Origin of the sequence: Brachybacterium sp. AOP29-B2-41 (assembly GCF_052378395.1) — a bacterium.
Lineage (GTDB): Bacteria > Actinomycetota > Actinomycetes > Actinomycetales > Dermabacteraceae > Brachybacterium.
In genome coordinates, this window is sequence record NZ_JBQSXR010000003.1 from 199,205 (window position 1) to 222,015 (window position 22,811).

At 70.0% G+C, this 22,811-nt stretch carries 21 protein-coding genes and 1 pseudogene; 11 read left to right on the top strand and 11 right to left on the bottom strand.

The genetic code is table 11. The features are described from left to right. Positions 1-8: 8 nt before the first annotated feature. A complete protein-coding gene (locus ACT3T9_RS04650; RefSeq protein WP_441443042.1) occupies positions 9-794 on the bottom strand; it encodes a hypothetical protein in 786 nt (261 codons plus the stop codon). Beyond that, the gene (locus ACT3T9_RS04655) at positions 791-2,371 is read right to left on the bottom strand and encodes an RNB domain-containing ribonuclease (RefSeq protein ID WP_441443043.1); all 1,581 of its coding nucleotides are present in this window, start codon (positions 2,369-2,371) and stop codon (positions 791-793) included. The genes ACT3T9_RS04650 and ACT3T9_RS04655 overlap by 4 nt, the downstream gene beginning before the upstream one ends. Positions 2,372-2,471: 100 nt before the next feature. Here ACT3T9_RS04655 and ACT3T9_RS04660 point away from each other — a divergent pair, with 100 nt between their 5' ends. Next, a complete protein-coding gene (locus ACT3T9_RS04660) occupies positions 2,472-3,266 on the top strand; it encodes an ABC transporter ATP-binding protein (protein ID WP_441443044.1) in 795 nt (264 codons plus the stop codon). Positions 3,267-3,339: 73 nt separating this feature from the next. Continuing rightward, positions 3,340-4,119, top strand: a complete 780-nt coding sequence (locus ACT3T9_RS04665) for a TrmH family RNA methyltransferase (protein WP_441443058.1) — start codon at positions 3,340-3,342, stop codon at positions 4,117-4,119. Here the strand turns inward: ACT3T9_RS04665 and ACT3T9_RS04670 are convergent. From ACT3T9_RS04670 to ACT3T9_RS04685, 4 genes are all read right to left on the bottom strand, one after another. Next, the gene (locus tag ACT3T9_RS04670) at positions 4,091-4,837 is read right to left on the bottom strand and encodes a class I SAM-dependent methyltransferase (protein WP_441443045.1); all 747 of its coding nucleotides are present in this window, start codon (positions 4,835-4,837) and stop codon (positions 4,091-4,093) included. The two genes, ACT3T9_RS04665 and ACT3T9_RS04670, sit on opposite strands and share 29 nt — an antisense overlap. A 190-nt stretch (positions 4,838-5,027) precedes the next feature. After that, positions 5,028-6,062 (bottom strand): ATP-grasp domain-containing protein, encoded by a 1,035-nt coding sequence (locus ACT3T9_RS04675; protein WP_441443046.1) that lies wholly within the window; start codon positions 6,060-6,062, stop codon positions 5,028-5,030. After that, positions 6,062-6,790, bottom strand: coding sequence for an HAD family hydrolase (locus ACT3T9_RS04680; RefSeq protein ID WP_444606044.1), 729 nt, complete (start codon positions 6,788-6,790; stop codon positions 6,062-6,064). Before ACT3T9_RS04680 ends, ACT3T9_RS04675 begins: the two co-directional genes overlap by 1 nt. Further along, on the bottom strand, positions 6,790-7,821 hold the full coding sequence (locus ACT3T9_RS04685) for an NAD(P)-dependent alcohol dehydrogenase (protein WP_444606045.1): 1,032 nt from the start codon (positions 7,819-7,821) through the stop codon (positions 6,790-6,792). The genes ACT3T9_RS04680 and ACT3T9_RS04685 overlap by 1 nt, the downstream gene beginning before the upstream one ends. Before the next feature lie 199 nt (positions 7,822-8,020). On the opposite strand from ACT3T9_RS04685, the gene ACT3T9_RS04690 reads away from it, so the two are divergent. The 3 genes from ACT3T9_RS04690 (at position 8,021) to ACT3T9_RS04700 (ending at position 10,027) form a co-directional block, all read left to right on the top strand. After that, entirely contained in the window at positions 8,021-8,278 is a 258-nt protein-coding gene (locus ACT3T9_RS04690; RefSeq protein WP_345080107.1) for a metal-sensitive transcriptional regulator, read from the top strand. Positions 8,279-8,365: 87 nt separating this feature from the next. Continuing rightward, complete coding sequence (locus ACT3T9_RS04695) at positions 8,366-9,796, top strand: MBL fold metallo-hydrolase (RefSeq protein ID WP_345080110.1); 1,431 nt, start codon at positions 8,366-8,368, stop codon at positions 9,794-9,796. Between the two features lie 39 nt (positions 9,797-9,835). Further along, the gene (locus ACT3T9_RS04700) at positions 9,836-10,027 is read left to right on the top strand and encodes a hypothetical protein (RefSeq protein WP_345080113.1); all 192 of its coding nucleotides are present in this window, start codon (positions 9,836-9,838) and stop codon (positions 10,025-10,027) included. Between the two features lie 22 nt (positions 10,028-10,049). On the opposite strand, the gene ACT3T9_RS04705 is transcribed toward ACT3T9_RS04700, so the two are convergent. Together ACT3T9_RS04705 and ACT3T9_RS04710 are read right to left on the bottom strand one after the other, a co-directional pair. After that, positions 10,050-10,916, bottom strand: a complete 867-nt coding sequence (locus ACT3T9_RS04705; RefSeq protein WP_444606071.1) for an MFS transporter — start codon at positions 10,914-10,916, stop codon at positions 10,050-10,052. Between the two features lie 14 nt (positions 10,917-10,930). Next, a pseudogene (locus ACT3T9_RS04710) lies at positions 10,931-11,323 on the bottom strand (MFS transporter); the annotation flags it as partial. A 481-nt stretch (positions 11,324-11,804) separates the two neighbouring features. Between ACT3T9_RS04710 and ACT3T9_RS04715 the strand changes: the two are divergent. Then, positions 11,805-13,253: a DUF222 domain-containing protein gene (locus ACT3T9_RS04715; RefSeq protein WP_444606046.1), complete on the top strand. Its 1,449-nt coding sequence runs from the start codon at positions 11,805-11,807 to the stop codon at positions 13,251-13,253. Positions 13,254-13,260: 7 nt separating this feature from the next. Here the strand turns inward: ACT3T9_RS04715 and ACT3T9_RS04720 are convergent, their stop codons facing one another. From ACT3T9_RS04720 to ACT3T9_RS04730, 3 genes are all read right to left on the bottom strand, one after another. Next, on the bottom strand, positions 13,261-13,740 hold the full coding sequence (locus tag ACT3T9_RS04720; protein ID WP_444606047.1) for a hypothetical protein: 480 nt from the start codon (positions 13,738-13,740) through the stop codon (positions 13,261-13,263). A gap of 159 nt (positions 13,741-13,899) precedes the next feature. Beyond that, on the bottom strand, positions 13,900-14,457 hold the full coding sequence (locus tag ACT3T9_RS04725; protein WP_444606048.1) for a GNAT family N-acetyltransferase: 558 nt from the start codon (positions 14,455-14,457) through the stop codon (positions 13,900-13,902). 45 nt (positions 14,458-14,502) lie between these two features. Next, positions 14,503-15,462, bottom strand: a complete 960-nt coding sequence (locus ACT3T9_RS04730; protein WP_444606049.1) for a GNAT family N-acetyltransferase — start codon at positions 15,460-15,462, stop codon at positions 14,503-14,505. 231 nt (positions 15,463-15,693) lie between these two features. Between ACT3T9_RS04730 and ACT3T9_RS04735 the strand changes: the two genes are divergently transcribed. Genes ACT3T9_RS04735 through ACT3T9_RS04755 form a run of 5 tightly spaced genes read left to right on the top strand, consistent with a single transcriptional unit; the run spans position 15,694 to position 22,807 of the window. After that, positions 15,694-16,521, top strand: coding sequence for a hypothetical protein (locus ACT3T9_RS04735; RefSeq protein WP_444606050.1), 828 nt, complete (start codon positions 15,694-15,696; stop codon positions 16,519-16,521). After that, on the top strand, positions 16,521-18,299 hold the full coding sequence (locus tag ACT3T9_RS04740; protein WP_444606051.1) for a DNA polymerase Y family protein: 1,779 nt from the start codon (positions 16,521-16,523) through the stop codon (positions 18,297-18,299). The genes ACT3T9_RS04735 and ACT3T9_RS04740 overlap by 1 nt, the downstream gene beginning before the upstream one ends. Before the next feature lie 52 nt (positions 18,300-18,351). Further along, positions 18,352-18,936 carry an ArsR family transcriptional regulator gene (locus ACT3T9_RS04745; RefSeq protein WP_444592504.1) on the top strand — a complete coding sequence of 195 codons (585 nt, stop codon included), beginning with the start codon at positions 18,352-18,354 and terminating at the stop codon, positions 18,934-18,936. Beyond that, positions 18,927-19,379, top strand: coding sequence for a hypothetical protein (locus ACT3T9_RS04750; RefSeq protein ID WP_444592505.1), 453 nt, complete (start codon positions 18,927-18,929; stop codon positions 19,377-19,379). Before ACT3T9_RS04745 ends, ACT3T9_RS04750 begins: the two co-directional genes overlap by 10 nt. A gap of 2 nt (positions 19,380-19,381) precedes the next feature. After that, the gene (locus ACT3T9_RS04755) at positions 19,382-22,807 is read left to right on the top strand and encodes an error-prone DNA polymerase (protein WP_444606052.1); all 3,426 of its coding nucleotides are present in this window, start codon (positions 19,382-19,384) and stop codon (positions 22,805-22,807) included. The last annotated feature ends 4 nt before the right edge of the window (positions 22,808-22,811 follow it).

A 22,811-nucleotide genomic window follows, 5' to 3' on the forward strand; every position in this document is an offset into this window, starting at 1 on the left:
TCCGGGGCTCAGCCGGTCTGCTCGGCGAGGATCCGCTCGACGGCTTCGACGAGCGCACTGCGGGCCGCCTCATGCAGCTCGTCGAGCAGCCCGCGCCGGGCCAGGGCCTCGGCGAGGTGCACGGTGTGGCCGTGCCCCTCGTCGATCTCCGCGCGGGTGAGCAGCACGGTGCGCGCGGCGAGCACCAGCAGATGCGCCGCGGAGCTGTCGATGTGGCGAGGCAGAGCGGTGGAGACCCACCCGGGCGGGATCCGGGCCGGCTCCACCGGCTCATCCGGCACCAGATCCAGCTCGACGCTCCCGTTCGCGGCCCGCTGCAGCGCCTGCAGCAGATCCTGGCGTGCGCTGCCCGAGGTGGCGGCCGGCGGCACCTGGGCGCCCACCGGCGCGGCCGCGCGTGCCCAGGAGACCGCGCTGACCGGGCCTCCCTCATGCTCGACGGACGAGAGGACGGGGATCAGCGTGTGGTCGGCGATGCCCGCGGCGGTGACCACGATCGCCTGCTCCGCGGCGAGCGCGAGCGGGATCGCAGAGGGAGGGCCGACGAGACCGGCCAGGCGGCCGGGGACAGGCAGGACCAGTCGCAGCTGCGCGAGCGGCAGCCGTCGCAGACCCGTCATCCAGCTGAAGAGGTCCTCTCCCTCGCCACTGGGGCCGCTGCGCCCCACGCCGTAGCTCATCTGTGCCGCGTCGTCGGGCCCCATGTCACCGCGCAGGTAGGCGGAGACCCACAGCATCAGCACCGCCGCGCGAGGAAGAGCGACCAGGTCCCTGCCCGCGGCGGCCTCGCTCACGCCGTGTTCCCGTCGGCGGCGTCGGCCCGATCGGCGGCGTCGGTTCCGGCTGCGACGAAGACGGCGCGGCGCTTCGCTGGGTCGACGGACTCGAGCCGGACCCGCACCACCTCGCCGGGCGCGGCGTCCATCGGCACCCAGGTCGTGATCGGCGGATCCGTCAGCTGCACCTCGACGCGGGTGGGGGCACCGCTATTCCCATTGCCGTTCCCATGACGGTTTCCTTGTCCGTTCCCCCCACCGTTCCCGTTGCTGGACTGCGTCGCCTCCCGGCGCTCGAGGACGGTCCCCTCGAACTCCTCGCCCTCCCAGGCGGCGAGGGCGGCGGTCTCCACCAGCCCGATCGCCTTGCGCTCCAGATCACCGGCACGAGCTCCGGCCGCGCGCATCGCCTCCGGGATCTCCGCCATCGCCGCCAGCAGCTCCGGTGAGGGGGTGCGGCCGGAGACATGGTCGTAGCAGACCAGCAGCACGAACCGATCCACCAGGCGGCGCAGCGGCGCGGTGGTGTGCGCGTAAGGGGCGGCGATCGCGGACTGCTCCGGGTCCTCGGGAACCTCCGCAGCGCTGGCGAACGCCGCATAGCCGGCACCCCGGAACAGGAAGGTGGCCAGGTTCAGCAGAGCCAGGTGCGTCGGCTCGTGCCAGTCCAGCGAGCGCAGGAACTCCCCGTAGCTCTGCTCGGTGGTCCAGGGGATCCCGAGCACCTGGCTCTGGCGGCGGAAGCGGTCCACCGCCTGCTGCTCGGCTGGGGGCATGGTGCGCAGGATGCCGGCACCGTGCTCGAGCATCAGCGAGGCCGCCGCCATGCCCGTCATCAGCGAGATCTGCGCATTGGCGTCCTCGATCGGATTGGGGCGGCGCCAGCTGAGCTGCACCACGTCCCCCTCGGCGACGATCTCCTGCTCGGGCACATTCAAGCTCGCACCGCCGCGCTGGGCCTCCAGCTGGGTCCGCAGCGCCCCGATCTCCTGGAGCAGCAGCATCATCGGCTGGCCCGCGCCCTGATCGAGCTCCTCCTGCACCCTGTCGTAGGCGAGCTTCTGCACGGAGCGGATCATCGCGCGCTCGAGGCCGATGCTGCGCACCTCGCCCGCCCCGTCGAGGTCGAGCACCCAGACGAACGCCGGGGTGTCCTGGTCCGGGAGCAGGGAGGCGGCGCCCCCGGAGAGCACCTCGGGGTGCAGGGGGATCCGCCGGTCCGGCAGATAGAGCGTCTCGCCGCGGTCGCGGGCCGCATGGTCCAGCGGGCCGTCGAGCGCGACGAACCACGGCACATCGGCGATCGCGTACAGCACCCGGAACCCGTCGCTCGTGCGCTCGAGGTGCATCGCCTGGTCGAGGTCGGTGGAGCTGGCGGGATCCAGGGTCATGAACGGGATCTCGGTGCGGTCGATGCGCTGCGCGGCCGAAGGATCCTGGGCGGCGGCCCGTTCCGCCTCCGCGAGCACCTCCGGAGAGAACTGGAGCGGGACGTCGCCATCCTGGTCCGCGAGCAGGGCGTCGATGCCCTCACGGATCACGTCGGCGGCGATGGACCCTCGGGGGGCGTGCAGGGAGACGGGCCGATGCGGCACGAGCACCTCCTGGAGCGGCGAGTCGGGCTCGGTCAGTCTATGGGTGGGATGTCGGCCACGTGAGCAGGTGAGGGGCCGCTCACCCGATAGGCTCAGAGGCATGTCCGTCGCAGCAGCTTCCTTGAACGATGTCACCGTCCGCCGCAGCGGGGCGCCGATCCTCGATGCGGTCTCCCTCGAGGTCAACGAGGGGGAGCGCTGGGCGGTCCTCGGCCCCAACGGCGCCGGGAAGTCCACCCTCGTGCGGCTGCTCTCCGCCCGGATGCATCCCAGCACCGGAAGCGTCGAGATCTTCGGCGAGCGGCTCGGCAAGGTCGACGTGTTCGAGCTGCGCCCCCTGATCGGGCTGGCCAGCCAGGAGCTCGCCGACACCATCCCGGTCGAGGAGACCGCGGAGAACGTCGTGGTCACCGCCGGTTACGGTGTGGTGGGCCGCTGGCGTGAGGAGTACGACCAGATCGATCTGGACCGTGCCCGCACCCTGCTGGCCGCCTTCGGCGTCGGAGATCTCGCCGCGCGAATGTTCGGCACCCTCTCCACCGGCGAGCGCAAGCGCGTGCTCGCCGCCCGGGCGCTGATGACCGATCCCGAGCTGCTGCTGCTGGATGAGCCCGCCGCAGGCCTGGACCTCGGTGGCCGCGAGTCCCTCGTGCGCACCCTGGGACGGCTCGCGAAGGACCCTGCGACTCCGGTGACCGTGCTGGTCACCCACCACGTCGAGGAGATCCCGCCCGGCTACACCCATGTGGCGCTGCTGCGCGAGGGCGCCGTGGTCGCCGCCGGCCCCATCGGCGAGACCCTCACCTCCCAGAACCTCACCCGCACGTTCGGCCTGCCGCTGATCGTCGAGCAGCGCGGCGAGCGGTACACCGCCCGCTCGCTCTCCCTGAACTGACCCGGTGGTGGAGCACCCTCAGCTGCAGCAGGTCACCGACCTCGCAGATCCGGCGCTGGACGACTACCTGCGCATGACCGACGTCCGCCTGCGCTCCCGCGTCGAGGTGGAGCGGGGCTTGTTCATGGCCGAGAGCTACGAAGTGATCTCCCGGGCGATCGAGGCCGGGATGGCGCCGCGCTCCTTCCTCATGAACGAGAAGTGGCTCGCGAAGTTCGCCCCGCTCTACGAGCAGTTCCCTGACGTGCCCGTCTACGCCGGGGAGGAATCGCTGGTCGAGCAGCTCACCGGCTTCAACCTGCACCGTGGGGCGCTCGCCTCGATGCAGCGGCCCGAGCTGCCGACGGCTCGCGAGCTGCTGCGCACCGCGCGTACTGTCGCGGTGATCGAAGACATCGTGGACCACACGAACGTCGGCGCCATGTTCCGCTCCGCCGCCGCGCTCGGAGTCGATGCGGTGCTGGTGACCCCGCAGTGCGCGGACCCCCTGTACCGCCGCTCGATCCGAGTCTCGATGGGCACCGTCTTCCAGGTGCCGTGGACGCGCATGGACGCCTGGCCGCGCGAAGGCGTGGACCTGCTGCACGAGGCCGGCTTCGATGTGCTCGCGATGGCCCTCACCGAGGGCGCCATCCCGCTCGACGAGGTGGATCTGGGCCCGGACCGCAAGGTCGCCTTCGTGCTCGGCGCCGAGGGCCACGGGCTGAAGCCCGCCACGCTGGATGCAGTCGATGCGCACGTGGTGATCCCGATGGCCGGGGGAGTGGACTCCCTGAACGTCGCCGCGGCCAGCGCCGTCGTGTTCTGGCAGCGCCGGGCGGCGCTCAGCTCCTCCGACGCGCCAGCAGGCTGAGGGCGTTCGGCAGCCGACCGTCCCAGGCGGCGGCCGCATCCTCGTCCTCGGGCATCCAGAACGGCTGGGGATGCTCTGCGAGATGCAGCAGCTCGAAGCCGGCGCCCTGCACCGTCATGACCATCTCGGCCAGAGTCCGCTGATGCTCCGTCGCCCCGCGGGCCGGGAAGGTGTCGTTGACGTGGTGCGCGGCGAAGTAGCTGCGGTCCTCTCGCACCCGCGCCTCGTCGTGGTCCCAGGCCCACAGCGGCACCAGAGGATGCGCCTCGTAGACGAACAGATGCCCGCCGGGACGCAGCAGTCGATGCATCTCCGCCGCCCAGGCGTCGAGGTCCTCCATCCAGATCAGGGCGCCTTTGCCGGTGTAGACCAGATCCGCGATCTGCCCGGGCAGCCCGGTGTCCGGCAGCTCGGCGACCTCGTAGCGGCACGGGACGCCCAGCTCGTCGGCCCGGCGCTGCGCAGCGGAGACCGCCGTCAGGCTGTAGTCCAGGCCGCGCACGCTGCGAGCTCCGAGTCGGAGGAGCGCGTGGTCGTCGAGCCCGTGACCGCTCTGCGGATGCAGCACCTCGGCGTCGCCGATCAGGGGCCGCAGCAGCTCGTCCTCGACCGGCAGCAGCCGGGCGATGCGGGCCTGCTCGAGGAGTTCCGCGTACTCCCGCACATGCTTGGAGGACGCGTCGTCCCAGGCTCGCCGGGTGTCGTCGTAGGAGCTCATCGCTTGAGGCTAGCTCTCCATGACGCACCCCAGTATGCGCATTTAGACAACAGTTGAACGCTGTTACTCATCGGACAACCTCTAAATGCTGTCAAAGGAGTCGGCCTGAACCGGATCGTCGCGTCCGCAGACGGCTCGTGCGCCGCCGACGCCGGCCGAGGGACGATCTCCCACCATCCACGTCCCGGGATCAGTTCTCGTCTGCCTCTCGTTCTTCGTTCAGCAGGGAACCCAGGTAGCGGGCGATGTGCCGGGCGGCAGAGACTTCCAGAGATGCCTCGACCTCGGGGTTGTAGTTGGTGTTGGTATTGACGTCGTAGGTGACGGTACGGCCGTCTACCGTCGTCATGTACTCGATCCCGGCGATCTCGATACCCAGCTCGGTCAGCAGCGCCTGGTACCGGCGGATCAGAGGCGTACTTGCGGTCACCTCAGGGCGGATCCGGAACATCGGCTCCGCCGCGTCGTCCTGGCCGGGGATGGCGCAGGCCTCAGCGGGGCACAGCTCGAAGGCCCCACCGGAGGTGTCCACCCGCACCGCGTAGACGAACTCACCGCCGACGAACTCGGCACGGGTGATGGCGGGCTCGTCGGCGACCAGCAGCTCCTGCAGCAAGGTGATCCCGTCGGCGGCGTCCTCGAATTCGTCGCCGTGCACGTAGTCGGCGAAAGTGGCGTGGTCGTCGAAACGACGCACTCCGAGCCCCTTACCGCCCTGGTTGTGCTTGGTCAGGAACGGAGCACGGAAGCCTTCGGCCACGTCGATCAGTCTGTCGCTCCCGAAGACTGCGAGGGTGCGAGGTACGTCGAAGCCGGCGCGACGCAGCTGGGCGTGCTGGAGGATCTTGGAGACCTCGAGGTCCGCGACGTGCTGGCCGTTGACCACGCGGCGACCCCAGGAGGCGGCCCAGGCAGTGATCGAGCGGGCGGCGTCCTTGGCGAGCGGGGCGTTGCGGGTGTGCGAGGAGGCGCTCAGGCGCGACCAGATCACTCCGCGGGGCGGTTCGGAGTCCAGGTCGAGGTGACCTTCGCCGAGTCGCCATTCGACCAGCGGCACGCCCTCGGCCTCGAAGGCCCGGCGGAACGGTGGCAGCCACTCGGGATTGTCGTGCAGCACGTGCACGGCGTACTGAACCGGGGACTGGTCCGGCGTCGTGGCGGCGGCGGGGGCGTCGGGTGCCAGACGCACGGCGGGCACGACGGTGACGGGAGAGGCGGACATCATCAGCTCCTATGGGGGTGCAAATCAGCTCTTGAGACTATCCCTTCCTGGCGCCTCCGGAGAGAGGCGTCCGCGGAGCACTCCCACGTCATGCGGCAAGGGTCCACAGGATCTCCCTGGTTGTCGATGCGCTCAACGTCGGCTCCCAGGGGTGCGGCCAGATTTCCCCATGACTGACCCAGCCAGTCAAGAACTCGGCCGCGCGGCCACCCGCGATATCGGCCGACGGATGATCGCCCACCATCCACGTCTCGATGCCGTTCTCGAGCCCGTCGACAGCGAGCGCGAAGATCCTCGGATCCGGCTTCTTCACCCCCCACCGCCTCGGAGATCACCACTCGACCCAGGAGCGGGCTGAGCCCAGTGCGCTCGATCTTCGCGCTCTGCTGGAGAACGGTCCCGTTGGTGACCAGGATGAGCTCAGCACCCCCGTCGCGCAGAACGCGCAGCGCATCGAGCGCCCCGGGGTAGCAGGTGATGCTTTCGATCACCTCGAGCTGCAGGCGCTGCTCGAGACGGGTGGTGGAGTTCTTCGGCCCGAGTCGGTCGACGATGGCCGCGGCGAGCTCCTGGCGAGGGCGATAGCCGCCGCGGTCAGCCTGGATCAGCCAGGCGAGATCCTCCGCCCCGGCATCCATCTCCTCGACGAAGCGAGCAGCCCAGTCCTCGAAGGCACGCTGGCGGTCCACCAGCGTGCCGTCGAGGTCCAGCAGCACCCGCAGGCGGGGCATCAGAGTGTGATCTGCAGCTTCACATCCGTCGGCCGGCCCTCGAGGAAGCGCTCGAAGGCCTGCACGGAGTTCTCGAAGGTGAAGGTCTCCGAGACGAAGCGGGAGAGGTCCACGGCATCGGTCGCGGCGAGGTCGATCGCCTTCTGGTAGACGTTCGCGTAGCGGAACACCGTCTCCAGGGAGATGCCGCGGCTCTGCGCGGTGGCGATGTCGAAGGGCACCGGATCCACCGGCATGCCCACCAGCACGATGCGGCCGCCCGGCGCGGGCAGCGACCAGAGGTTCTTGTAGGCGGGAGTGGCACCGGTCGCCTCGAACACGACCTGCGGGCCCCAGCCACCGGTCTCCGCGCGCACCCGCTCGCCCAGGTCCTCCTTCGTGGCGTCGACCGTGACGATGCCCTCGAGACCGTCGAGCAGGGCGAGCTTCTGCGGCAGCACGTCGGAGATGAAGACGGTGCTGGCACCGCCCGCACGGGCGGCGAGAGCGGTCATGATCCCGATGGTCCCGGCGCCGACGACGGCGGCGACATCGCCAGGCTTGATCCCCGCCTTCGTCGCGGCATACATGCCCACGGAGAACGGCTCGATGAGCGCACCCTCGGCGAAGCTGAGGCTGTCGGGGAGCTTGAAGGTGTACGCGGCGGAGTGGATGACCTCGTCGACGAGGCAGCCGTGCACGGGCGGGGTGGCCCAGAACTGCACGCCGGGGTCCACGTTGTAGTTGCCCTCGCGCACCGCACGGGAGCTGGGATCGGGCACGCCGGGCTCCATCGCGACCCGGTCACCGGGGGAGAGGTGGGTGACGCCCTCGCCGACCTCGACGACGGTGCCGGCACCTTCATGGCCCAGGATCATCGGCGCCTCGACCACGAAGGGTCCGATCTTGCCATCGGTCCAGTAGTGCACGTCCGAGGCGCAGATGCCGACGGTGTGCATCTTGATCCGGACCTCTCCCGGTCCAGGGGAGCCGACGGGCTCGACCTCCTCGATCGACATCCGGTTTTTCTCGTGCAGCATCAGTGCGCGCATACGGAGGCTCCTTCGCTCAGGCGTGGCGGGCTGTTCATGGCCCTATAGGAAACTCTGCCATACCGCTGCGCGGGGGACTTCGCCTGTTCGCGGCGGCGTCGTGGAGTGCTGTTCCGCGGCCGTTCATCGTCCTCCCGTAGCATTGAGCTTGATACCCCCAGGGGTATAGGATCAGAGCCCCGACCACCAGGAGCCTTCCGTGCAGCTGAACCTCGATGAGCTCACCCCCACCGTCCACCGCCTCAAGCGCGCCGAGGGGCAGCTGGCCGCCGTCGTGCGCATGCTCGAGGAGGGGCGGGACTGCAAGGACGTGGTCACTCAGCTCGCCGCGGTGTCCAAGGCGCTGGACCGAGCAGGATTCGCGATCATCGCCAGCGGCCTCGAGCAGTGCTTGAAGAACCCGGAGGAGAGCCTGGACAAGAAGGACATGGAGAAGATGTTCCTGTCCCTGGCCTGAGCTTCGGCCTGTGCCGTGGAGGCCGCCCCGGCCACCGCAGTCATTCACCCATGCAGCATCATCCATTCCAGAACCGCAGGAGGAATCATGCTTCTCGAGCGCATCTACGATGAGGATCTCGCCCAGGCCAGCTACCTGATCGGCTGTCAGGCCAGCGGGGAGGCGCTCGTCGTCGATCCTCGGCGCGATGTCCAGCAGTACCTGGACCTCGCCGCCCGCCATGGCCTGCGGATCGTCGCCGTCACCGAGACGCATGTGCACGCCGACTTCCTCTCCGGCACCCGCGAGCTGGTCGCGGCGACCGGCGCGACCGGCTACGTCTCCGGCGAGGGTGACGAGGACTGGACCTACCGCTTCGATGCGGAGGTCCTGCATGATCTGGACACCCTCACGCTCGGCAACGTCACCATCACCGCCCGGCACACGCCCGGCCACACCCCGGAGCATCTGTCCTTCCTGGTCACCGACGGTGCCGTCACGGACGAGCCCGGCTACTACCTCACCGGGGACTTCGTCTTCTCCGGCGACGTGGGCCGGCCGGACCTGCTGGACGAGGCCGCCGGATTCCAGGACACCCGCTTCGCCGGCGCGAAGCAGCTGTTCGCCTCGCTGAAGGACTCCTTCCTCACCATCCCCGACCACGTGCAGGTCTTCCCCGGCCACGGCGCCGGTTCCGCCTGCGGCAAGGCCCTCGGCGCGCTGCCCTCGACCACCGTCGGCTACGAGCGCAGGTTCGCCTGGTGGGCGCCCTATCTCGCCAGCGACGACGAGCAGGGCTTCGTCGACGAGCTGCTCGACGGCCAGCCCGACGCGCACGCGTATTTCGCCCGCATGAAGCGCCAGAACGTCCAGGGCCCGGCCCTGCTCGGCGAGCGGCCGCCGCTCACGGAGCTCTCGACCGCACAGGTCGCGCACAGCCTGGACGACGGCACCATGGTCTTCGTCGACGTCCGCCCGCAGGGTGAATTCCACCGCGGCACGGTCGACCGTGCACTGACCGTCCCCAGCGCCGCCAAGGCAGCGAGCTTCGGGGCCTGGGCCTATGACCCTGACGCCGAGGACACGCCGCTGGTGCTGCTCGCACCCGACGCCGAGGCAGCTGAAGAGATCCGCGACCACCTGGTGCGCGTGGGCATCGACCGCGTCGCCGGGTACACCTCGACGCTCGAGGGCCTGCCGCACACCGTCCCGGAAACGATCGCGCCGGCGGACTTGGAAGGCTTCCTGTCCCAGCACGAGGGCGCCCATCTGCTTGATGTGCGCAACCGCACCGAGCACGCCGACGGCCACCTCCCCGGATCACAGCAGCTCAACGCAGGCAAGGTCCTCTTCCACCAGGACGCTCTGCCCGCCCCAGAGGCCGGCCCGCTGGTGACCTACTGCCAGTCGGGCGTGCGTAACGCCGTGGCGGCGGCCGCGCTGCGCCGGGCCGGCTTCGAGGTGGTCGAGCTCGAGGGCAGCTACGCGGGTTGGGCCTCCTGGGCGGCTCAGAACGCCCCTGATCAGCTCGTCTCCTGAAGAGTAGATCCCTCACCAGATTCTTGGAAAGGACTCGCCATGTGTCGAGCCGTCACCTGCCGCACCTGCGGCAAGACCACCTGGGCCGGATGCGGCCAGCACATCGATCAAGTCATGGCCGGGGTGGCCGCCGCCGACCGCTGCCGCGGGCATGAGGATGCCCCCGCCGCCGCGGGGTCCGGGCGCGCCGGTCAGTCCAGCGGATTCTTCGCTCGACTGTTCGGTCGCTGAGCCTCGGGAGACGCGGGGCGGGTCACGCAGTGATCGTGTCGAGGGCGTCCTGTGGTCCGGCGCCTCTGCTCACAGCGCAGATGAGAAGCGCCAGCAGGATCGTCGCCCCGGCGATCAGCCACCATCCCCATCCACCGTTCAGGGCGATCGCGGCGCCGAGAAGTGCGGGCGCCACGGAGGACATCAGCCCGTTGCTGATCCCATAGAAGGCGCCGTACTGACCCTGCTGCTGCGCAGGCGCCAGCCGGAACAGCAGCTCCATCGTCCCGGCGCTGTACAGCACCTCTCCCGCCGTGTGTGCTGCGAGGAAGACGATCAGCACGAGCACCAGCACGCCCGGTGAGGACGACCAGCCGGAGAGGAAGAACAGGTAGGAGAGCGCGAGGCAGAGGGCGCCGACGACCAGCCGCCTGCTCGCCGCTGCGACACTCTCGATTCCCGCGCTCGCTGGCACCTGGAAGGTGGCGGTGAACAGGACGTTCAGCGCGACCAGAAGGCCGACGACCCAGATCAGCTCCGGATGATGGATCACCGCCCACAGGGGGAGTGCGAAGGACAGCACGTGCAAGTAGATCCCGATCGCACCGTTGGCGAGCGAGAACACGGCGAATCGCCGATCGGGGAGCACCGGGCGCGGTCGCCCTGGAGCCCCGGGCGGGGCAGGCGGAACCGTGATGCCCAGCAGCAGCATGGCGGCGATGACGAAGGTGAGAGCATTGCCGAGGATCGCGATCCGGAACGCCGCCAGCTCGCCGCTGGCCAGGACCAGCCCGGCCAGCAGGGCACCGGCAGAGACGCCGGGGTGAGCAGGGACCTGAGCGAGGCTCGGGCGAGCGCCGGATTCTCGTGTGCGAGGCGCCGGATCAGAGTGGTGTTCGAGGACATGCACAGCCCCTGCCCGAGGCTGATCAGGCACAGCGCGACTACGAAGCTCGCCTCATCCCAGACCGCCAGCAAGAGGGCGGTGGAAAGAGCGGAGAGCGCGAGCCCGGCCAGAAGCACCGGCTTCGGGCTCGAGGCATCGGAGAACCTCCCGCTGACCAGATCACCCCCGATCGCGAGCACGGTGGCGAGCACCAGGGCGACGGAGACGACGCCGACCGAGAAGCCGAGGTGCTGGGTGTAGAAGAGGATGCTGATCGTCGCGAAGAGCCCATTGCCCAGCGCATTGACTCCAGTCAGCAGTGCGAGCGTGCGCATCGCGCGCGAGGCCCTCAGCGTCGCGGCCGCGGTGACGTAAGGGGCGATGAGCATTGCCCTGAGAGAAGGGAGGCTTCGATCGTGGACATTTCTCATGCGCCGAGAATAGTGCTGCACGCATCGAATATGCGAATTTCTTTTCTGACGAGATCGCGCGCTGACCTGTGTTACCGTCCGGACGTTTCCGTCCAGGGTGGAATCACTCCTTGCGGCGCAAGAGGGATTCTGTCGAGATTCCTAGACGGCGCCTATTTGGTGCGTAGATTGGTCATTCCTGAAATCCTGCAGGACCGCCGCAGAGCCCACCCTCGCCTCGAGCCATTCGTCGACAGTGACCTGTGACCACCGTGCATGGCGTGACGATTCCTCCACAGTGGTGGCTTATCCACAGAACCCAGCGGCACCTTTCCTCCCCACCACCTACTTATCCACAATATCCACAGATTCGACCCGGGGGCTTGTGCTGACATCGGATGTTGATAAAATAATGAGATGACGATGTGTTGATCTGTCGGCCGTTCACGGGTCTTCCCCTGGTGAGCATTCCGCAGTGGATCCCGAGGGGGAGGTGTGTGCGATGGGTGATCTCTATGAGAGCGCGAATGTGCCGTTCGATGAGAGCGGGGCTGACGGGACTCCCGCACGGCCGGCCCCCACTCCGGCCGCCCCCGTCCTCCCGGAGCATCTGCGGCCCGTCCACGCGGCCTCGATCGAGGAGAGCCACCGGCTGGCCGCACGGTTCACCGCACTCGCGCCGTCGTTCCACGACACCGAGTGCGAGGGCTACGACGAAGACAGCGCAGAGGCAGAGCTCCTCTCCGTCGCTCTGGCTCTGCGCTGCACCCGGACCGTCGCGGGCCGCATCGTTCACGACTCCCACATCGCAGTCACCCAGCTCCCGCGCACGCTGATCCGTCTGGGAAGTGGGGAGTATCCCGCGGCCTGGTTCGATCGCATCCTGCGCCGCACCCGCCATCTCACCCCACGCCAGATGGGGCAGGTGGACAGCGCCACTTCGCTCTGGTCCGCCACCCTCACCACCGAGCAGTTCCATCAGCGGCTCTCCCGGTTGCTCAGCCGGCTGGAATCCCAGCAGGAGACCCCGGCGCACCTCACTCCCGAGGGTCGGCGCCGGGTGGAACTGCTGCCCACCCGGGACGACGGGATCGGATGCCTGAGAGTGATCGGCCCCGCCCCGGAGATCCTTGCCCTCGCTCAGCGGCTCGATGCCGCCGCTCGCGCCGTCCAAGCCGCTCAGCGCCACGCCCTGGAAGCGGGGGAGGCCCCGCCGGTGGACCCGCGCGGGACGGTCGCCGAGACGGCGATGACCGCTTCCCTCGCCCTGATCCAGTACGACCTGCTGGGCGGCGCCGCCTTCGATACCGACGGGGTCCAGGTGTCGAAGCCCCGTTTCCGCCTCAACGTCACCGTGCCCGTCATGACCATGCTCGGCGGCTCTCAGGAGCCCGGCCTGCTGGAGGGGACGATCCCGATCCCCGCGGCGATGGCTCGCGAGCTGGCCGGTCAGAGCGACACCTGGTACCGGGTGCTCACCGATCCGTGCAGCGGAGCATTCCTACCGCTGCCTGCGGAGGTCTACACGCCGACCCGTGCCATGCTCGAACATCTGCGGCTGCGCAACACCACCTGTGCTGTTCCCGGATGCACGCGCCCTATCTCCTGGGCCTCCGAGGCGGACCACATCGAGGAGTACAACCACGGAGATCCGGAGCGCGGCGGCCTCACCGAGATCGAGAACCTGCATCTCCTGTGCTGGCAGCATCACCGCGCGAAGACCGCCGGGCTGATCGACCCGACCCGTTTGCCGTGCACCCCCGGCCTGCCGGGACGGACCGCCTGGTCGATCCAGGATCGAGTGCACGTGATCGTCCGCGACAACGAGGATCTCGCGAGCCCCTATATGACGCGTGAGCTCATGGACTCCTGGACACGTCACCAGGCAGGGCTCGATGCGAAGCGCCGAGCGCTCGAGCGGCTGAAGAACCCGCCGCTCCCGCCGTACTGACCGGGCTCTACATCATACTTTCGGCAAGAACGAAGATATTTAGGTCTGCGGTGCGACATTCGATCAATTCGCTGCCGTCAGCTTGCACGGATATCGATCGACAGGCCGTCAACTCGGGGACCGCGGAGACGTCGTGCACTTCTGCCAGCTGTTCCGTGATGCCGTGGGCCGTGAGTAGAGCAATGTGGTCGGTGCCGCTCGCCTGATCAGGAAGGATCCAGGGTGGAGAGTCGGCGGTGCCATAGACGTACACCGCAGATCCATCTCCATGGAATCCATCCTTGTCTTCGATCGCGTCAATGAGCTCGGCGCCCCCAGCTGGGAGTACATTCCAGTTCTCTTCGAGAGCCCACTCCGCATCGAAGGTGTCGGTCGCAACAGTGAATGTATGGACCGCAAGGAAGTAAAGACCTATCGGCAGTCCAATGATCAACGCGACGGCAAAAATGGCAAGCAGTACCTGGAATCTGTCGACCGTCTTCTCCACGGTTCCCCCTTGTGCCAGGATTTTCCGATCTGGCGAACGCTACTGCAGCGAGGCGTGAATGGGAGGGAGTGATGACGGGGGTTCTGTGAAGAGGTGGGGGAAGGGGGCAATTCCGGGTGTGGACAACCCGCTGACCGCAAAGATCGAGCGGCCATCGCCTCACAGGACGTACTCGAAGAGGTGGAACTGGCTGAGATCGGTGCCCTCGTAGCGCACCGTGTGGCATCCCAGGTCGTGGAATCCGCAGCGAGCGTAGAGCCGCCGCGCCGGAATGTTCTCGACGTAGGTGTCCAGCCTGACCGTGCGGAGCTTCCAGTCCCGGGCGAGCTGGAGCGAGGACTCGACCAGATGGCGGGCGACCCCTCGGCCGAGAAAAGCGGGAACGACGCCCAGAGCATGCACCACCAGCACCTCGTCCGGCGTCGCATCGATGGCCCAGGTCGCGTCGGCGTACTGCTCCGCCGCGTCGTGGTTCAGCACGGCGACCCCGGCGATCGTCTCCGGCTGCGTGTCCGTCCTGTCGGCGCCAGCGCGGGTGATGGCGAGGTAGAGCTCTCCTGCCTCGATCCAGGCCGCGACCTCGTCCGGGATCGGATGGTTCTCGGTGTGCCAGTGCGGGAAGTCGACGGTCGCCGCGAGGTGATCGATGATCGCCCGATAGGCCGCCTGCGCGGCAGGGACGTCGTGCCGCTCCGCGCGTCGGAGGCTCAGATCCATGCGGGGAAGTCCTTCTGAAGGTCGGTCGGGAAGCGTGGCGGAGCGTCAGCGGACGAGCCGGACCTCGGCGAGGTCGAGCGTCTCGTCGACGTGACGGGCACCATCAGGAGTGAAGCCGTTGCGCTCATAGAACCGGCGCGCGCGGGGGTTCTCCGCGGCGACCCAGAGCTGGGCGGGGACGTCCGCAGGGAGCACCGCCTCGAGCAGGGCCTGGCCGGCCCCGCTGCCGTGATGCGCGGAGAGCACATAGAGCGAATACAGCTCCCGGTCGCGCACCGGCGCATGAGGGCCGATCTGTCGTCCCGTATGCGCGATGGCGAGGCCGATGATCTGACCAGCGGATTCCGCGACGGTCACGGCAACTCCGCCGTCGAGCCATCGCTGCCAGGTCGCAGCGCGCTGCTCAAGAGTGTCGGTCTCCCAGTGCGACGCCGGAAGCAGCTCGGAGTAGGTCTCAACCCACGAGGCGTGATGCACTGCCGCGCAGCCATGGGCATCCTCTGTCGTGGCGGGACGGAGAGTGAAGGTCCGGCCTGGATCGTCCTGCCAGCGCACCCACGCAGCAGCCGTTCCGGGCCACGGGGCGGCGGTCGGCACGAACCCTTCCCGCTCGTAGAAGCGGCCGGCATCCGAGTTCTCCGAGACGTACTCGGTGAGCAGACCGCGGCGCCGTGCCCGGGCACGATCCTTCGCGGCGGAGATCAGCTCGTGCCCGATTCCTGAGCGCTGCTGCGAGGGCAGGACGTAGAGCTTCCACAGGACCAGGTCGTCACCGAGCTCCGCAACCTCAGCCATGCCCACGACCCCCTGCGCGGTCTCGGCAACGTCGATGTCTCCGGCCTCGATGGCGGTACGGAGGGCATCGGCGCTCCAATAGCTATCCAACGCGTCGAGGACATAGCGGGCACCCTTGAGCGGCCCGTAGGTAGGAGGCCATGTCGAGAAGCCGATGAAGCGCACGGCGTCGAGATCCTCAACGACGGCCCGACGGATTGTGATGCTCATGACCGGCATGTATACCAGCCCTGGTGCTGATCGACCCAGTCCCCACCTCCTGCCTCCTGTGGCTCGGAGCCGCCCCGCCGCCGTCTGTCACACCCCTCCCAGAGGCTTCGCATGTACGTTCGAAGTCACGACCTGGACGCCTTGAGCACTACCCCTTCTGGGCGTACAGTTCGAACCCCTGTTCGAACATGTGTGTGAGCGGAATGGCGAGAGGCGGAAGGAGGAATCACGATGGGCACAGCCCTCCAGGTAGAAGATCGCGAGCAGCGCCTGTCTCGGGCTCGGGCCGCGTTGGGTGCGGCTGAGCGCTCTGCCGCGCGCTGGGGCGGGAGGATCGATCGGACCGCTCTGCAGTCGTCGGCGCCCTCCGTGTCAGACCCCGGCGCGGGACCTGTCGCAGGACCAGGCGCAGAGTCCGCCGATGACGGCCTCGGCGCCCGCCTGCCGGTCCCCGGACCGCTCGCCACGCTGTTCCCGCGCGGCAGTCTGCGCGCCGGCAGCTCCGTGGCGATCCAGGGCGCCGCGACCACCTCGCTGCTGCTGTCCCTCGCGGTCGCTGCGGCGGGGGAGGACTCCTGGTGCGCGATCGCCGGCATGTCCGACCTGGGCCTGCGCTCCGCTCTGGACGCCGGCCTGGATCCTTGCCGCCTCGCGCTCGCCCCGGCCGACGGGGACCAGCGCCCCCAGGTGCTCTCCGCCCTGGCCGACGGCGTGGGCGTGCTGGTGCTGGGGCCTGACCTGGACCCCGCCCCCGGGCTCTGGCGCAGCCTGCTGAACCGGGCCCGCACCGCCGACACCCTGGTCCTCGCCGCCACCCCGCCCGGCCGCGCCGACCTCACCCTCCGCGCCGTCACCCAGGGCTGGGCAGGGCTCGGGACCGGCTCGGGCCGGCTGCGCAGGCGCCGCCTCGAGATCACCGCCGACGGGCGCGGGATCGCCGGGCACCGCACCACCGAGGTGCTGCTGCCCCAGGTGCGCGGCATGATCGCCGACGCCCCGCAGGTTCGAGAGGTCCGAGAGCCGATGCGCCTGCTGCGACCGGTGCGGAGGGCCAGCTGATGAGCGCGACGGATACGCCTGCCAAGCTCCCCACCTCGGGATCGCCCGCCGCGACCCGCACCGTCGCCGTCACCGTCCCGGACTGGCCGCTGCTGGCGGCGCTGGACCGTCACCAGCGCCGCAGCGAGAGCGAGGCAGAGACTGCGAAAGCGGCAGGGAAAGAGACAGTGGCGGGGCAGACCCCGCCGTCGCTCGACCTCGCCACCGCCCCGGTGATCCTGCTGGACCAGCACCGCGTCACCCATGCCGGGGCCGCCGCCCAGGTGGCCGGGGTGGTGCCGGGGATGAAGCGACGCGCCGCCCGCGCCGCCTGTCCCGAGGCGCTCGTGCTGGAGGCGGACCGGGAGCACGAATCCGCCTTGTTCGAGCTGGTCGCCGCCGCGGTGGATACGATCGCCGCCGGGGTCGATGTGCTGCGTCCCGGGGTGCTGCTGATGTCGGCCCGCGGCCCCGCCCGCCACCAGGGCGGCGAGGGACCCCTGGCGGAGCAGATCCTCGACGCCGTCGCCGAGCTCACCGGCTGGGACTGCACCGTCGGGATCGCCGACGGTCCCTTCGCTGCGCTGCTCGCCTCCCCGCGCGGGCGGATCGTGCGCGAGGGGCGCAGCGCCGACTACCTCGCCCCGCACCCGATCGCGACCCTGCGCAGCGCGCCCGTCGGCCCCGGCTGGGGACATCGCGGCCAGCCCTCGGCCACCCGCCCGGAACGCAGGCTGGATCTCGCCGAGACCGTCGACCTGCTGCAGCGCCTCGGCATCACCACCCTCGGGGACCTCGCCGCCCTCCCGTCGGCCGCCGTCGCCGACCGCTTCGGCCCCGACGTTGCGACCTTGCACCTGCTGTCCCGCGGTGAGGAGCCCACCCCGCCTGCGGCGCACCATCCCACCCAGCCGATCCTCGCCGAGACCACGCTGGAGACCCCGCTGGTGCGCACCGACCAGGCGGCCTTCATCGCCCGCCCGCTGGCCGAGCAGCTGCACGAGATGCTGGCCGCGAACGGCCTGGTGTGCACCCGGCTGCGGATCGTGGCCCGCACCGAGAGCGGCGAGGAGATGGAGCGCACCTGGCGGCACGACGGGGCGCTCACCGCCGCCGATGTCGTGGACCGCATCCGCTGGCAGTGCGACGGCTGGATCACCCGCGCCCGCCTGGGCGGCCCCGCGACCGGCGCGATCACCCGGATCGGTCTGCACCCGCTGCAGCTCGCCCCGGCCGGGGAGAACGCCCCCGCCCTGTGGGGCAGCGCCGGGGAAGCGGCCCAGCGCGCCTCCCGCGCCCTCGCCCGAGCCCAGGGCCTGGCAGGAGAGGACGCGGTGCAGGTCCCCGCCCTCACAGGCGGGCGGTTGCTCGCCGAGGAGGTGACGCTCGTGCCCTGGCGCAGCGAGAAGCCCACTCACCGCGACGGCCCCTGGCCCGGCTCCCTGCCGCGCCCGGTACCCGCCACCGTGTTCCGCGAGCCGCCCGCGGTGCGGCTCGAGGACGCCTCCGGCCGGCCCGTCGTGGTCACCGCCCGCGGCCTGCTGAGCGCCCCGCCCGCTCAGCTGCTGGTCAGCGCGCCCGGCGCTCCGGCCCTGCAACGGGCGGGACTGCGCGCCGGCTCCGGCTATCCGGTGCTCGGCCACGGTGCCCCGACGGTGATCGATGAGCGCTGGTGGGCCCGGGACGGCCATCGCGCCGCCCGCCTGCAGCTGGTCGTGCGGGGCGCGAGCGCCGAGGAGACCGCGGTGCTCGCGTTGTCGCGGACCGGCGACTGGGCACTGGAGGGACTCTATGACTGAAGCAGTGATCAACCCCTTGAGACTCACAATAATGGAGGATATCCTCCGTTATATGAGAACTGAAGCGCCTCTGCTTGCACCGATCTTCCGGTCGGACGGCCAGGCCCGACTGCTGTCCGCGCTCATGCTCGACGATGAGGAACGCAATCTCACCCAGCTCGCCGAGCAGACGGGGTTGGCATATCCCACCGTGCACCGGGAAGCCGCCCGCCTGCTCCAGGCCGGGATCCTGGCCGAACGGCAGGTGGGGCGCACACGTCTGCTCCGCGCCGATCCGGACAGTCCGCTCTTCACTCCGCTCCGCGAGATCCTGCTCATCACCACCGGACCCGTCGTGCTGCTCAAGGAGGAATTCTCCCGGATCCAGGGAGTCGAGAGCGCGTTCCTGCACGGCTCCTTCGCCGCCCGGATGCGAGGAGTCGACGGACCTGCCCCGAACGACATCGATGTCCTGGTCATCGGGACCCCCGACCCCGATGAGGTGTATGACGCCTGCGGACGGGTCGAGGAGATCGTGCGCCGTCCGGTGAATCCCACGATCGCCACCCGCGCCGAGTTCGACCGTGACTCGGGGTTCCACACCCAGGTGCGGAACAGTCCCACCGTCCCCGTCCTCGGAGAGCTGCCATGGCCCTGACCCCACTTGAGACCGCGCAGAGCCAGGTCATCAACGCGCTCGTCACCGCACATCGCCTAGAACAGGTGCCTGTCGACCTGAGACGTGCAGAGCTGTTCCTGGAGAAAGCGCGCCGGCGTCTCGATGACCTCGACAACCTCACCTGGGCCGAGAGCCGCTACAACCTCGCCTATGACGCCGCGCATGACGTCGGAGAATCGCTCCTGGCCGCCTACGGATACCGGACGACCAACGGCCCGGGGCAGCATGAAGCACTCGGTCGCTTCCTGAAAGCAGTGCTGACCACGCCACCGGGGCAGTCGGGCGCCCGACGCTTCGACCAGATGCGCCGGGCGCGCAACCAGCAGAGGTATGAGGCGCGCAGCGTCGGCGGCGCCGATGCAGAGACGGCGAGCAGGGCGGCACGCGCGCTCTACGCCGGCGCGGCAGCACGGGGGATCTGAGCATGGCCCGCTGGTTCCTCGGCCCACCCGCGTGGAAGGACCTCGAGGCGATCCTCTCGGACCGTCCCGCCGAGGTGGTCTCCCCGCCGGTCGTCATCGAGCACACCGGGCAGGTCACCGATGACGCCTACCGGCCTGAGCGCACCGTCGACTACGCGGAGCTGCACGCCCACTCCCACTTCAGCTTCCTCGACGGCGCCTCGAGCCCCGAGGACATGGCCGCACAGGCCGCCCGGCTGGGGCTGGGGGCGATCACCCTGGTCGACCACGACGGGCTGCCCGGCGCGGTGCGCTTCGCGAAGGCTGCGGCGGAGGCGGGGATCGCCACCGTCTTCGGGGCCGAGCTGACCCTGGGCCTCGAACCCGGGGCGGACGCGGCGAGCACCACCCCGATCATCTCCGCTCCCCGGACCGGCGTGCCGGACCCGGAGGGGGAGCACCTGCTGGTGCTGGTGCGCGACACGGACGGCTACCGCCAGCTCTCGGCCGCGATCGCCCGCGCTCACCTCGACAGCAGGCAGAAGGCCGCCCCCCGCTACCGGCTCGCCGAGCTCTCCCGCCTCGCCCACGAGGGGCACTGGCAGATCCTCACCGGCTGTCGCAAAGGCTCGGTGACCCGGGCCGCGGCCCCGCACCTGGAGGTCGGGGACCTCGAGGCGGCCGCCCACGCGGCCGCGGAGGCCATCACGCGACTGCTGGAGCTGTTCGGCCCCGGCAACGTCGCCGTCGAGCTGATCGCCGGCGGTGGGGGAGAGGCGGATGAACTCCACGACGCGCTCGCCCAGGGCGCCCGCCTGGTGCGCGAGAGCCACGGGCTCGATGCGGTCTCCCTGCCGCTGGTGGCGAGCACCAACGCCCACTACGCCCGCCCGGCCGACAAGCGCCTGGCGGACACCCACGCCGCCCTGCGCGCCGGAGTGCCGCTCGCCCAGGCTGATCCCCACCTCTCCTCCCGTCCCGCGCACCTGCGCAGCGGCGAGGAGATGGCCCAGCTGCTGCCCCGCTATCCCAGTGCGATCGCGCAGGCGGCACGGCTGGGACGGGACTGCGCTTTCGACCTGCGGCTGCTGGCCCCGGATCTGCCGCCATTCCCGGTGCCCTCCGGGCACGACGAGGCCAGCTGGCTGGTGGAGCTGGTGGAGATCGAGGGCCAGGAGCGCTACGGACCGCGCCCGACGGCAGAGCGTCCCGAGCAGATCCCGGGGGCGTGGGCGCAGATCGACCACGAGCTGAAGGTCATCATCGACCTGCACTTCCCCGGCTACTTCCTCATCGTCCACGAGCTCGTCGACTTCTGCGCCGGGGAGGGGATCCTCGCCCAGGGCCGGGGCTCGGCCGCCAACAGTGCCGTCTGCTACGCGCTGGGGATCACCGCGGTCGAGCCCGTCGGCCACCACCTGCTGTTCGAACGGTTCCTGGCCCCCGAGCGGGACGGCCCGCCGGACATCGACATCGACATCGCCTCCGACCGCCGCGAGGAGGTGATCCAGCACGTCTATGACCGTTACGGGCGGGAGAACGCCGCCCAGGTCGCCAACGTCATCACCTACCGGGCCCGGCTCGCGGTGCGCGACGCGGCTCGGGCGCTCGGCTACGACCCCGGCGCGCAGGACGCCTTCGCCAAGCGGATCGAGCGCTCCTTCTCCTCCCTCGCCGATGCGGACGTCCCCGCCGACGTGGTCGAGCTCGCCCACCAGCTGCGTGACGCCCCCCGCCACCTCGGCATCCACTCCGGCGGGATGGTGCTGTGCGACCGGCCGGTGATCGAGGTGTGCCCGGTGCAGTGGGCCGCGATGGAGAACCGCTCCGTGCTGCAGTGGGACAAGGAGGACTGCGCCGACGCGGGCCTGGTGAAGTTCGACCTGCTGGGGCTGGGGATGCTCACCGCGCTGGATCATGCGCTGCGGATCATCGCCGAGCACCACGGCCAGCACTTCGAGCTGCGCACCCTGCCGCAGGAGGACGAGGCGGTCTACGACATGCTGTGCGAGGGGGACAGCGTGGGCGTGTTCCAGGTGGAGTCCCGTGCCCAGATCTCCACCCTCCCGCGGCTGCGGCCCCGGGAGTTCTACGACCTGGTGGTGGAGGTGGCGCTGATCCGGCCCGGCCCCATCCAGGGCGGAAGCGTGCACCCCTACATCCGGCGCCGGAACAAGGAGGAGGAGGTCACCTTCCTCCACCCGCGGCTGGAGAAGTCCCTGGGCCGCACGCTCGGGATCCCGCTGTTCCAGGAGCAGCTGATGCAGATGGTGGTCGACGTCGCGGACTTCACCCCCGCCCAGGCCGATCAGCTGCGCCGCGCGATGGGCTCCAAGCGCTCCACCCAGAGGATGCTCGAGCTCTCCGACGCGCTGTTCGAGGGGATGGCCAAGCACGGGATCGTGGGGGAGGACGCCGACGCGGTCCACCGCAAGCTGCTGGCTTTCGCCAACTACGGCTTCCCCGAGTCGCACGCGTATTCCTTCGCGTACCTCGTCTACGCGAGCTCCTACCTGAAGTGCCACTACCCGGCCGCGTTCACCGCGGCGCTCCTGCGCTCCCAGCCGATGGGCTTCTATTCCCCGCAGTCGCTGGTCGCGGACGCCCGCCGGCATGGCGTGCTCACCCGCGGGCCCGATGTGCTCCGCAGCCGCGCCCGCACCGATCTGGAGACCGACGAGGAGCATCACGGCTACCGGGTGGATCCGCCGCGGGAGCAGGTCCAGGGAGAGAGCGCAGCGGCCGGTCCGGCGATCCGGCTGGGCCTGGATCAGGTGCGCGGCATCAGCACCGAGACCGCGGAGATGATCACGGGGGAGCGGGAGCGCGGTGGGGTGTTCGTCTCGGTCCCGGATCTGGCCCGCCGGGTGCGGCTGACCGCTCGGCAGCTCGAGGCACTGGCCACGGCCGGGGCGCTCGATGCGCTGGCGAGCTCGCGTCGGCAGGCTCTGTGGGCCGCGGGCGCCGCCGCGCAGGAATCCCCGGGCACCCTGCCGCATCTCGCGATCGGTGCCCAGGCGCCGATGCTGCCGGGGATGAGCGAGGCGGAGCTCGCCACCGCCGACGCCTGGGCCACCGGTATCACCCTGGATGACCACCCGATGGCGCTGCTGCGGAAGCAGCTCACGAGGGACGGGGTGCTCTCGATCGCCGGCACCCGCGAGGCGGAGGACTCGACCCGGATCCGGGTCGCCGGGGTGATCACCCACCGCCAGCGCCCCGCGACCGCCGGGAACGTCACCTTCCTCAGCCTCGAGGACGAGACCGGGATCCTCAACGTGGTCTGCTCCCAGGGGTTCTGGGTACGGCACCGGGCCCTGCTGCGCACCGCCCGGTCGATCGTGCTGCGCGGCATCGTGGAGAACCGCACCGGCGCGGTGAACCTCGTCGCCGACGACGTCACCGCCCTGGACCTGGTCGCAGCGGGCAGGTCCAGGGACTTCCAGTGAGCAG